Origin of the sequence: Urbifossiella limnaea, from assembly GCF_007747215.1 — a bacterium.
GTDB lineage: Bacteria > Planctomycetota > Planctomycetia > Gemmatales > Gemmataceae > Urbifossiella > Urbifossiella limnaea.
In genome coordinates, this window is sequence record NZ_CP036273.1 from 4628170 (window position 1) to 4638764 (window position 10595).

The 10595-nt window shown below is 70.0% G+C and carries 11 protein-coding genes and 1 pseudogene; 7 read left to right on the forward strand and 5 right to left on the reverse strand.

The annotated features are described in order from the left end of the window. Nucleotides 1–85: 85 nt before the first annotated feature. A protein-coding gene (locus ETAA1_RS18965; RefSeq protein ID WP_145241203.1) for an IS3 family transposase occupies nucleotides 86–1257 on the reverse strand; the annotation gives its coding sequence in 2 pieces (ribosomal slippage) (nucleotides 86–1002 and nucleotides 1002–1257; 1173 coding nt in all). A gap of 325 nt (nucleotides 1258–1582) precedes the next feature. On the opposite strand from ETAA1_RS18965, the gene ETAA1_RS18970 reads away from it, so the two are divergent. Beyond that, nucleotides 1583–3640: a HEAT repeat domain-containing protein gene (locus ETAA1_RS18970; protein WP_145241205.1), complete on the forward strand. Its 2058-nt coding sequence runs from the start codon at nucleotides 1583–1585 to the stop codon at nucleotides 3638–3640. On the opposite strand, the gene ETAA1_RS18975 is transcribed toward ETAA1_RS18970, so the two are convergent. After that, nucleotides 3616–4769 (reverse strand): IS3 family transposase gene (locus ETAA1_RS18975; protein WP_145241207.1). Its coding sequence is split into 2 segments (ribosomal slippage): nucleotides 3616–4499 and nucleotides 4499–4769, totalling 1155 coding nucleotides; the frame shifts between segments, so codons are not numbered across the junction. The two genes, ETAA1_RS18970 and ETAA1_RS18975, sit on opposite strands and share 25 nt — an antisense overlap. 70 nt (nucleotides 4770–4839) lie before the next feature. On the opposite strand from ETAA1_RS18975, the gene ETAA1_RS18980 reads away from it, so the two are divergent. Then, complete coding sequence (locus tag ETAA1_RS18980) at nucleotides 4840–5868, forward strand: S1 family peptidase (protein WP_202920244.1); 1029 nt, start codon at nucleotides 4840–4842, stop codon at nucleotides 5866–5868. On the opposite strand, the gene ETAA1_RS18985 is transcribed toward ETAA1_RS18980, so the two are convergent. From ETAA1_RS18985 to ETAA1_RS33890, 3 genes are all read right to left on the reverse strand, one after another. Next, nucleotides 5807–6637 (reverse strand): IS630 family transposase, encoded by an 831-nt coding sequence (locus ETAA1_RS18985; RefSeq protein WP_145241212.1) that lies wholly within the window; start codon nucleotides 6635–6637, stop codon nucleotides 5807–5809. The two genes, ETAA1_RS18980 and ETAA1_RS18985, sit on opposite strands and share 62 nt — an antisense overlap. A gap of 37 nt (nucleotides 6638–6674) precedes the next feature. Then, nucleotides 6675–7846, reverse strand: a protein-coding gene (locus tag ETAA1_RS18990; protein ID WP_145241203.1) for an IS3 family transposase whose coding sequence is annotated in 2 segments (ribosomal slippage) — nucleotides 6675–7591 and nucleotides 7591–7846 — 1173 coding nt in all. Because the reading frame shifts where the segments join, the coding sequence is not laid out codon by codon here. Beyond that, nucleotides 7795–8109, reverse strand: a complete 315-nt coding sequence (locus tag ETAA1_RS33890; protein ID WP_145241214.1) for a helix-turn-helix domain-containing protein — start codon at nucleotides 8107–8109, stop codon at nucleotides 7795–7797. Before ETAA1_RS33890 ends, ETAA1_RS18990 begins: the two co-directional genes overlap by 52 nt. Nucleotides 8110–8114: 5 nt before the next feature. Here ETAA1_RS33890 and ETAA1_RS32145 point away from each other — a divergent pair, with 5 nt between their 5' ends. The 5 genes and pseudogenes from ETAA1_RS32145 to ETAA1_RS19005 all read left to right on the forward strand — a co-directional run bounded on the left by ETAA1_RS32145 (nucleotide 8115) and on the right by ETAA1_RS19005 (nucleotide 10457). Further along, nucleotides 8115–8279, forward strand: a complete 165-nt coding sequence (locus ETAA1_RS32145) for a hypothetical protein (protein WP_202920245.1) — start codon at nucleotides 8115–8117, stop codon at nucleotides 8277–8279. Nucleotides 8280–8318: 39 nt separating this feature from the next. Then, a pseudogene (locus tag ETAA1_RS32960) lies at nucleotides 8319–8711 on the forward strand (plasmid pRiA4b ORF-3 family protein); the annotation flags it as partial. A 127-nt stretch (nucleotides 8712–8838) separates the two neighbouring features. Continuing rightward, on the forward strand, nucleotides 8839–9159 hold the full coding sequence (gene tnpA, locus ETAA1_RS32965) for an IS66 family insertion sequence element accessory protein TnpA (protein WP_238389520.1): 321 nt from the start codon (nucleotides 8839–8841) through the stop codon (nucleotides 9157–9159). Then, the gene (gene tnpB / locus ETAA1_RS32970) at nucleotides 9153–9500 is read left to right on the forward strand and encodes an IS66 family insertion sequence element accessory protein TnpB (RefSeq protein ID WP_238389490.1); all 348 of its coding nucleotides are present in this window, start codon (nucleotides 9153–9155) and stop codon (nucleotides 9498–9500) included. Before tnpA ends, tnpB begins: the two co-directional genes overlap by 7 nt. Nucleotides 9501–9539: 39 nt before the next feature. Then, nucleotides 9540–10457 carry an IS66 family transposase gene (locus ETAA1_RS19005; protein ID WP_145241216.1) on the forward strand — a complete coding sequence of 306 codons (918 nt, stop codon included), beginning with the start codon at nucleotides 9540–9542 and terminating at the stop codon, nucleotides 10455–10457. Nucleotides 10458–10595 lie beyond the last annotated feature (138 nt).

A 10595-nucleotide genomic window follows, 5' to 3' on the forward strand; every position in this document is an offset into this window, starting at 1 on the left:
CCGACCTCAGCCGAACCGTTGCCGCTCGAGGACAACGGCCCACCGGTCCGCCGATCTGGAGTTCCCCACGGAAAGTGGACAGCGTTTAGCGGTGGGTCGGGTTGTGCGCCCGCTCGTACTCGGCGGGGGCGACGTACCCCAGTGACGAGTGCCGCCGGACGCGGTTGTAGAACGCCTCGATGTACTCGAAGATGCTCGCCCGCGCCTCCTCGCGCGTGGCGTAGTCCTCGTGATGGACCAGCTCCTTCTTGAGGCTGGCGAAGAACGACTCCATCGGCGCGTTGTCCCAGCAGTTCCCACGCCGGCTCATGCTGCACGTGATCCCCTCCTCCGCGAGACGACGCCGGTAGTGCTCGCTGGCGTACTGACTCCCGCGGTCCGAGTGGGCCACCAGGGCCGGGACCGAAGACCCCCCGAGACGGTCGGCCACCGCCATCTCCAGGGCATCCACGACCAACCGACTGGTCATCGTCGCGGCCATCGCCCAGCCCACCACCATCCGGCTGAACAGGTCCTCCACGACGGCCAGGTACAGCCACCCCTCGCGGGTCGGGATGTACGTCACGTCCGCGACCCACGACGTGTTCGGCTCCTCCGGATCGAACTGCCGATCCAGGACGTTCTCGGCCACCGGGTGCGGGTGGTTCGAGTCCGTCGTCTGCCGGAACTTCCGCGTCGTCTTCGCGGCAATCCCGGCCTCCCGCATGACCTCGGCCACGACGTTCACGCAGCACTCGTGGCCCCGGCTCACCAGCTCGGCGTGGACGCGCGGGCTGCCGTACCGCCCCTTCACCTCGGCGTGAATCGTCGCGACCTGTTCGGTCAGCTCCTCCCGCCGGACCTCGGCGTGGCTGGGCTCGCGGGACCGCCAGGCGTAGAACCCCGAGCGGGACACCTCCAGGACACGGCACAACTGCGTCACCGGCCACTCGCCCTTGCGCTCCTCGATCCAGCCGAAGGTCACTTCGACTGGGTGGCGAAGAACGCCGTGGCTTTTTTTAGGATGTCGCGCTCCATCTCCAGCCGCTTCACGTCGGCCCGGAGGCGGCGCAGTTCTTCCTCGACGGGGGTGAGGTGCCCCGATCCCGGGAAGGCGTCGGCCCCCTTCTTGAGGACCGCCTTCTTCCAGTCGTGGAGCCGGTTCTCGGTGACCCCGAGGCGGCGGGCGACCTCGGCCACGGACAGCTTCTGCTCGGTGATCATCCTCACGGCCTGGAGCTTGAACTCCGGCGTGTAGACCTTGCGGGAACCGGCCATCGGTGTGTCTCCTCGTGATTAGAGCTTACACCGCTTTCCCGCTGTCCACGATCCGTGGGGAACTTCAATCAAGCGTTCGCCGCTGGTGCTGGTCGGGGCGATCGGGCTGCTCGTGCTCTTGGTCGGTGGCGGAACGGCCACGTGGTTGGCACTTCGAGCCCCTGCCGCGATCGGCCCTGACGCCCCACCGACCGCGGCCGCCCCTGCACCCGCCCCGAACGGGCCGAAGACTGCGTTCACCCCGGAGGAGGTAAACCGGCGGCTCCTCCGCAGCGCGGTGTTCATCGTGCGGCCAACCACCAGGGGTGTCAACACTGGCAGTGGTGTGTTAATTCACGGGCCGAGAAAACTGGTCCTCACCAACTACCACGTCGTCGAGACGGCCGGCGAGGCGACCGTATTCTTTCCCGTCAACGACGGGAAAGGGGACCTGATCACGGACCTCGCCCACTACACCGCAAACGCGGCCAAGCTCCGAGTGACCGCGAAGGTCATCGCCCGAGACGCCGGGCGAGACCTGGCCGTCCTGGAACTGGACCGCGTTCCGGCCGAGGCGTTCGGCCTGCCGCTGGCCGGGCAGCCGGCCGCGACGGGTGCGGCGGTGTACTCGATTGGCGGCTCCGGGGCCGGGGCCCGCGAGGGCGGCGCGCTGTGGCGGTTCTCCGTCGGCGCCGTCCGCGGGCGGAGCCGAAAGACGTTCCGGTTCCCCGACGGGCAGGTCATTGCCGCGATGATTCTGGAGACTCAGAAGCCGGTGAACCCCGGCGACAGCGGCGGGCCGACGGCCAACGACCGCGGCGAACTCGTTGGTGTGGTGTCGATGTTTGACCGGAGCCAGAATCTGGTCGTCAACGACATCGACTTGACCGAGGTGCGGGCGTATCTGACGAAGGTAGCGAAGGACGGCGGGTGGGCGTGGAAAGACTCCGACGCGGCTCCGCCGAGCGGCCTGGCCCCGCGCCCCGTCGACCCCGCTTCACCACCCCCGCCCGACACGAAAGCCGTCCTCCTGGCCGATACCAAGTCGAGCGACGCGGCGAAGCGCGTCGAGGCGTTCGGCCGGCTCGGGGAGCAGAAGGCGGCGGCCCGGTGGGCGGTCCCGCTCCTCGTCGCCGGGCTCGACGATGTCGACGACCGTGCCCGGCGGATGGCCGCCGTGGCGCTGGAGCAAATCGGCCCTCCGGCACCGGAGGACGCCGGCTGCCTGGCCGCCGCGCTGGCGGGGGATAAGCGGTACGCCCGGCTTCACGCCCTGCGCCACTTCGGCACGGTCGAGAAGGCCGGCCGCGACCTCCTCTCCGCCGTCGTCGCCGCGCTCGACGCCCCCGACGCGGAGACGCGCGAGGCGGCGGCCCAGGCGGTCGGCTTCTACGGGCCGGACGCGCGGACGCCCGCACTGCCGAAGCTCTTCAACCGAGCTGCCGACCCCGACCCGGCCGTAGCACGGGCCGTCGGCCGAGTCCTCATCTCGTTAGCGCCGTACGCCGGCGCCGACCGGGCGCCTCTGATGGCTGCGCTCAACGGCACCGACCCGGTCCGCCGGTACACGGCCCTGCGACTTCTGACGGCCGGCGCGAACGACGCCGAGTCGGTGGTGGAACTCGTCCGGCCGAGGCTGGCCGACCCGTCGGCGCCGGTCCGAGAGCTGGCCGCCCGCGCCGCGGGCGGGTTCGGCCCCGCGGCGCGGGCGGCGGCGCCGGAGTTGGTGTACCTCGTGGCCGACCAGGAGGGGGGCGTGCGCGCCGCGGCCGTGTGGGCGCTCGGGGAGATGGGAGGCGCTCCCGGGGCTGTCGCGGCGATCGGTCGGCTGCTCGCCGCGGACGACCCGTTGGTTCGTTCCGCCGCCGCCCTGTCGCTCGTCCGCATCGGCGTCACCGACCCGGCCGACGGCCCGATCCTTCGTGCGCTGATCGCGAACGACGACGCCGCGATCCGTGCGGCGGCACTCGAAAACGCAGCACGAGTCCGGCCGCTTGCGCCGGACCTGATCACGGCCGCCGCTGACGTACTGCCGGCCGCGGATCCGGCCGTGCGGCTGGCCGCGCTCCGCGTGCTCACGGCCGCCGGCCCCGAGGCGGCGCGACATTCCGCCAAGGCGTTCGAAGCCCTCGCCGCCGGCCCTCCTCCGGCGCCGCCGGCACCGCCCCCGCCCCCGACGACTGGCGATCAGTTGGTGGAGCGCGTCACCCGCTCGGCCACGTGGGTTCTCGCCGATCGGTACGGGGACGGTGTCGGCTCGGGGAGCGGCACGCTGATCGATGGCCCGAACCGGCTGGTGCTGACCAACTACCACGTCGTAGAGGGCGGGGGAACCTTCCGCGTGGAGTTCCCCACGAAAAACGGACACGGGGTTAAGGGTTATTGGGGGTGTGATGCCTCGTAGTCGGCCGGCGACTGGTAGCCCAGTGCCGAGTGTCGCCGGACCCGGTTGTAGAACGTCTCGATGTACTCGAAGATGCTGGCCTTCGCCGCCTCGCGGGTGGCGTAGTCCTCGTCGTGAATCAACTCCTTCTTCAGCGTCGCGAAGAAGCTTTCCATCGGGGCGTTGTCCCAGCAGTTCCCACGCCGGCTCATGCTGCACGTGATCCCTTCCTCGCCCAACACCCGCTGGTAGTGCTCGCTCGCGTACTGGCTCCCCCGATCCGAGTGGGCCACCAGTTCGGACCCCGGGAGACGACGGAGGACCGCCGACTCCAACGCATCCACCACCAGCCGGCTCGTCATCGTCGCGTCCATCGACCACCCGACCACCATCCGGCTGAACAGGTCCTCGACGGCCGCCAGGTACAACCACCCTTCGCGGGTCGGGATGTACGTGATGTCCGCGACCCAGGAGCCGTTGGGTCGGTCCGGGTCGAACTGCCGATCCAACAGGTTCTCGGCCACCGGCAAGGTGTGGCTCGAGTCGGTCGTCTGCCGGAACTTCCGCTTCGTCTTGGCGGCAATCCCGGCGTCCCGCATGAGGCGTGCGACGGTGTTGACGCAGCAGCCGTGTCCGCGAGCCGCCAACTCCGCGTGGATGCGTGGGCTGCCGTAGCGACCCTTGACCTCGGCGTGGACGGCCTCGATCTCGACGGTCAACTTCTCCCGCCGCTTCTCCCCCGGGCTGGCGTCGCGAAGACCCCAGGAGTAGTAACCCGCCGTGGAGACGCCGAGGGCGTCGCACATCCACGCGACGGGCCACCGGGCCCGGTGCTCGTCGATGAAGGCGTAGCTCACGGCGACTCCCGGGCGAAGAGTGCCGTAACTTTTTTTAGGATGTCCCGCTCGGCCTTGAGGCGTGCGACCTCGGCCCGGAGTCGGCGGAGTTCCTCGTCGGCGGGCGGGAGGTTGCCGTGCCCCGGGAAGACCTGGTCGGGTTCCGCTCGGAGGGCATGCTTCCACCGCCGGAGTAACTCCGCGGCGATCCCGAGGCTTCTCGCGACCTCGGACACGGACTTCCCCTTCTCGGTCACCAGCTTCACCGCCGCGATCTTGAACTCGCGGGTGAAAACGCGTCGTGCTTCTGCCATCAGGGTCTCCTGTGAGGGAAGAGTACCCCTTAACTTGGTGTCCGCAACTCGTGGGGAACTTCACTTCCGCGTGTACTTCCCCGCGCGGGTGAACGGGGCCGTGTCGGCGCGGCCGGCCGACTACCTCGGCCGCGCGGCCGCGCTCGCTCGGACCCGGCACCTGACTACCGCACGGGTGGTCGCGGCCGACCGGCGGAGCGACCTGGCGGTGCTGCGCCTCGACGCCGCCCCGCCGGACGATGCCGTGGCACTGCCCGTCTCCGCCGCACCCGCGAAAGCCGGTCAGTCGCTGCATGCCGTGGGGGCGTCAGGCGTCGGGCTGGCCAAGGGGGACGGAGTGCTGTGGCGATACACGGCCGGGAAGGCGCGAGCGGTGTACGAGCACCGCATGGTCCTCGACGGCGTGCAGGAGGTGGAGTGCACCGTGGTCGAGACGGACATGCCGATCAACCGCGGGGACAGCGGCAGCGCGGCGGTGAATGACGCCGGCGAACTGGTGGCAGTGAACTTCGCCGCCGACACCCGCAACCGGGGGCTCAGCTACGCCGTGGACGTGGGGGCTGTCCGCCGGATCGTTGCCCGCGCCGGGGGCCACACGGTGACTGGCAAGCTCGACGCGGGGCCGACCGCCGACCCGAAAGCGCCCACCGATCCCGCCCGCGAGGAAGCGGCCGCGGCACTTGCCGCGATGGGGCCCGGTGTGGCCAGCTTACTCGTCCGCGGGCTGTCGCTGGACCCGCCCCCGGCCGCCGCCGCGCGCCTCGTCACCGCGATCGGGGCGACAGGGAAGCAGATGCCGCCGGACGCTGCCGCCGCCATCGTCGCGGCCGCCGAGAAATCGCCGGGGGTGCGCCCGGCGGCGACCCTCGTACTGAGCAAACTCGGCGGCGATGATGTGTCGCTCCTTCTCCGACAGCGCACCGAGTGGTCTGCCGTCGGGCCGGCGGGGGCGAAGACGAAGAAGGGGCGGTACCCGGCCGAAGTGTCGCTCTGGGCGGTGAACACCCTCGCCGAGTTCGACCCGGCGAAGCTGACGCCTAAGCAGCCGGCCGTAGTTGTTTCCCAGGTTCTGGGCGGAGCTTTTGGGCATAGGAGTTGAAGCCCTGCTCGACGGCCGCCCGCAGATCGGACCGGGTGGCGTAACTGCGGGTCGGGATCTCGTGGTGCTTGACCTGCTTGAACACGGCCTCGATCCGGTTCAACTCGGGGCTGTACGCCGGCAGGTAGTACAGGTAGACCCCCGACTTCGCCAGCTCGGGCCGGGCGGCCTTGACCACCTTGCTGGTGTGGATCGGGGCGTTGTCCAGAACCACCACCCGGGGTCGCCCGACCGCGGGCCTCCCCCGCAGGTAGGCCACGAGGTCGTCCGACGTGAGCGTCCGCTCGAACGGCACGGCATCCAAGCGGGGGGCCGGGCCGAGCGGCTCGTAGGTGGCCAGGACGTTGACCCGCCGACCCTGGGGGTACTCGTACCGGACCCGCTTCCGCTGGCCCGGCAGGCACCACGAGTACCCACCGGGCAGCGACGGGGCGAACCCGCACTGGTCGAGATAGTCCAGGACCAGCCGGCCCTCCCGGGCCTTCCGCTGCAGGCCGCCCAGGACGGCCGCCGCCCGGGCGACCCTGGGCCGGTTCTGCTTGTGCTCCAGGGTCGAGGCCGTCCGCCGGTACCCGGCCCGCAGTCGGGCGAGGTACCGACGGACCTGACGGGCACGGAGCCGGATCCCGTTGGGGCGGAGGGCGTCGGCCAGTTGGGCCGCCGTCCACGTCCGGTCCTGGCCGAGCAGGTCGGTCAGCCGGGCGGCCACCTGATCCCGGCGGGCGTAGTTGGGGGCCGGCCCGGGCTTGCCGGGGTAGAGGGCCGGCACCCCCCGGGTGGAGTTCCCCACGGAAAGTGGACAGCGTTTAGCGGTGGGTCGGGTTGTGCGCCCGCTCGTACTCGGCGGGGGCGACGTACCCCAGTGACGAGTGCCGCCGGACGCGGTTGTAGAACGCCTCGATGTACTCGAAGATGCTCGCCCGCGCCTCCTCGCGCGTGGCGTAGTCCTCGTGATGGACCAGCTCCTTCTTGAGGCTGGCGAAGAACGACTCCATCGGCGCGTTGTCCCAGCAGTTCCCACGCCGGCTCATGCTGCACGTGATCCCCTCCTCCGCGAGACGACGCCGGTAGTGCTCGCTGGCGTACTGACTCCCGCGGTCCGAGTGGGCCACCAGGGCCGGGACCGAAGACCCCCCGAGACGGTCGGCCACCGCCATCTCCAGGGCATCCACGACCAACCGACTGGTCATCGTCGCGGCCATCGCCCAGCCCACCACCATCCGGCTGAACAGGTCCTCCACGACGGCCAGGTACAGCCACCCCTCGCGGGTCGGGATGTACGTCACGTCCGCGACCCACGACGTGTTCGGCTCCTCCGGATCGAACTGCCGATCCAGGACGTTCTCGGCCACCGGGTGCGGGTGGTTCGAGTCCGTCGTCTGCCGGAACTTCCGCGTCGTCTTCGCGGCAATCCCGGCCTCCCGCATGACCTCGGCCACGACGTTCACGCAGCACTCGTGGCCCCGGCTCACCAGCTCGGCGTGGACGCGCGGGCTGCCGTACCGCCCCTTCACCTCGGCGTGAATCGTCGCGACCTGTTCGGTCAGCTCCTCCCGCCGGACCTCGGCGTGGCTGGGCTCGCGGGACCGCCAGGCGTAGAACCCCGAGCGGGACACCTCCAGGACACGGCACAACTGCGTCACCGGCCACTCGCCCTTGCGCTCCTCGATCCAGCCGAAGGTCACTTCGACTGGGTGGCGAAGAACGCCGTGGCTTTTTTTAGGATGTCGCGCTCCATCTCCAGCCGCTTCACGTCGGCCCGGAGGCGGCGCAGTTCTTCCTCGACGGGGGTGAGGTGCCCCGATCCCGGGAAGGCGTCGGCCCCCTTCTTGAGGACCGCCTTCTTCCAGTCGTGGAGCCGGTTCTCGGTGACCCCGAGGCGGCGGGCGACCTCGGCCACGGACAGCTTCTGCTCGGTGATCATCCTCACGGCCTGGAGCTTGAACTCCGGCGTGTAGACCTTGCGGGAACCGGCCATCGGTGTGTCTCCTCGTGATTAGAGCTTACACCGCTTTCCCGCTGTCCACGATCCGTGGGGAACTTCAGGGCGTTGAACCCGTGGATCACGGCCCGGGCGGTCTGCGGGTCACACCCGAGGTGCCGGGCGATCCGGGGCGGGGACCACCCGGCGTCGGACAGCAGGACCATCTCCAGCCGATCCCGTACCCGGGGCGGGAGGGGGTCCCGCCGGAGAGCCTGCAACTCGGACTGCGTCGCAACGGTGAGGTGAACGCGGATCATGAAACATGGTACGCAATCGGGGCCAACTGCTTAGGGGCCGCGAATTCTTGCTGACGACGCTCGAAGGGCTGGCCGATCGCGACATCGACCCGAGCGGGAAGGAGGCTGCCCGGCAGGCGCTGGTCAAGCTCCGTGCGGCGGGCCTGCGCCGCCCGGGAGCGACGCCGTGACCCCGACGAGGGTCGACAAGTTGCGACAACATCTCGCCTATGGGTGTCTGGAACTGCGTCGAGCGTGTGGCGGGGGATTCCAGGCTGCCACGGACCAGAACCCCTACCTCCTCTTCGGAGTCAGAGGGTTGGTACGAGGACTCGACCGCCACGAAGTTGAGCGACATCGTTCCGGCGGGCGGCAAGACGTTCCGGTTCGCCTACGAGTACGACTTCGGCGACTCGTGGGACCACGAGATCGTGGTCGAGAAGCGAGTGCCAGCCGAGGCGGGCGTGAAGTACCCGGTGTGTGTGGACGGCAAGCGGGCGTGCCCGCCGGAGGACGTGGGCGGCGTCTGGGGCTACGCCGACTTCCTGGCTGTCATCAACAACCCGGACCACGAGCAGCACGAGGACATGCGCGAATGGGTGGGTGGGCGGTTCGACCCGGACGAGTTCGACCCGGCGACCGCCACGAGGCGGATGCGGCGGGGGCTGTCGGACTGGAGTACGTGTCCGGTGAATCGACGCCTTCCACCGTCAGGTAGTCTGGGAGTTTTCCCCGAGGGAGAACTCCGGCATGTCCGCACACCGCCCCGAGAAGGTCCGCGCCTGGCGGGCCACCATCGACGCATGGAAGCGGTCCGGGCAGACGGTCAACGCCTTCTGTCGCGCCCGGCAACTCACCCGGTCGAACTTCGACCGCTGGCGGCGGATTCTGGCGACCCGACCGGACGAGTCCGCGCCAACCCCGCCGCCGGCGTTCGTGCCCGTCCGCGTCGTCGCCGAGCCGATGGCGGAGGTGGTGCTCCGCTCCGGGGTCGTGGTGCGGGTGCCGCTGGGTGCGGCGCCCGACGCCGTCACCCGGTTGGTGACCGCAGTGGGGGCGGCGTCATGCTGACCCTGCTGCCCGGCGGCCGCATCCAGGTCGCCGTCGAGGCCGTGGACGGCCGCAAGGGGATCGACTCCCTCGCCGGTGTCGTGCGGTCCGTCCTCAAGGGCGATCCCATGTCGGGCGACTTGTTCGTCTTCAGGACGCGCCGGGCCGACAAGCTGAAGATCCTGGCCTGGATGGGCGACGGGTTCGCCCTCTACCTGAGGCGACTGGAGAAGGGGACGTTCGCCTTCCCCACGGCGGTCGAGGCCAGCGTGCCCGTCACACCGACGCAGTTGGCGATGATCCTCGGCGGCCTCGACCCGGCCAAGGCCCGTGAACGCCGTCGGTACAAATCGCCTTCGTGACCCGCACTACCTGGGCCGCCCGACGGTGTTGAATCCGGCATGCCACCGGCCGACGAGATCGACGTGCTTCGCCGGAAGTTGGCCCACGCCGACGCCGTCATCGCCGAACTCCGCGGCGTCGTGGCCGACCTCCGCAAGCAGGTCGAGGCCCAGCAGGCCCACATCCACCGCCTCGTGAAGATCACCTTCGGCCGCGGCGGCGAGCGGGTCGAAGGCCCGACCCTGTTCGACGGGATGGATCTGCCCGCCAAGGAGGACCCGACGCCGGTCGAGCCGTCGACTCCCGAAGCGGTCCCCGTCGCGCCTCCCAGCGCGAAGCGAAAGGGCCACGGCCGGCGGCGCAAGCCGACGGACCTGCCGCGTCGCCGGGAGGAGATCGACCTGAGCGACGCCGAGAAGGTCTGCGCCTGCTGCGGCACGGCCAGGATCCGCATCGGGCAGGTCGTCAGCCAGCGCCTCGACTACCAGCCGATGGCCCTCTTCGTCCGCGAACTGGTCCGCCCGACCTACGCCTGTCGGTCGTGTGAGTCGCAGGGCCTCGACCCGCAGATCGCCCGGGCGGATCTGCCGCCCGAGCCGATTCCCCGGAGCGGCATCGGCAGTGGCCTGCTCGCCCACGTCATCGTCTCGAAGCTGGTCGATCACCTGCCGCTCCACCGCCAGGAGTCGATCCTGGCCCGCCACGGCTGGGACGTGCGACGGTCCACCCTGTGCGACCACCTGCGGGCGTGCGGCCACCTCCTGACCCCGCTCTACGACCTGATGCGCCGCCGCCTGCTCCGGTCGTTCGCGATCCACGCCGACGACACGCCCCTGGTGCTGTTGCGGCCACTGCGGACCACCGCCCGCCCCGCTTCGGCTGGCGGGGCGGGAAGAACTCCGCCAGGAGCGCCCACGGCTCGTCAGTCAGTTCGTGTCGCTTCATGGCCGATTAGAGGCCACGACAACGACTTGTGATCCGCAAAACAGAGTCTAGCCCGGAGCATGCATACGTGCGGCCGGTAGCAGCCTGTCGAAGAACACAAGGCAACTGATCATCACAACTTGTGTCGTGGTACTGCTACTGAGTACTGAATACAGTCGGCTTGGTCCTTT

Bases quoted from the DNA above. Each gene is read 5' to 3' on its own strand.
- tnpB (WP_238389490.1), top strand. From the start codon at position 9,153: ATGCTGACCCTGCTGCCCGGCGGCCGCATCCAGGTCGCCGTCGAGGCC.
- tnpA (WP_238389520.1), top strand. From the start codon at position 8,839: ATGTCCGCACACCGCCCCGAGAAGGTCCGCGCCTGGCGGGCCACCATC.
- ETAA1_RS33890 (WP_145241214.1), bottom strand. From the start codon at position 8,109: ATGATCCGCGTTCACCTCACCGTTGCGACGCAGTCCGAGTTGCAGGCT.
- ETAA1_RS32145 (WP_202920245.1), top strand. From the start codon at position 8,115: ATGGTACGCAATCGGGGCCAACTGCTTAGGGGCCGCGAATTCTTGCTG.
- ETAA1_RS19005 (WP_145241216.1), top strand. From the start codon at position 9,540: ATGCCACCGGCCGACGAGATCGACGTGCTTCGCCGGAAGTTGGCCCAC.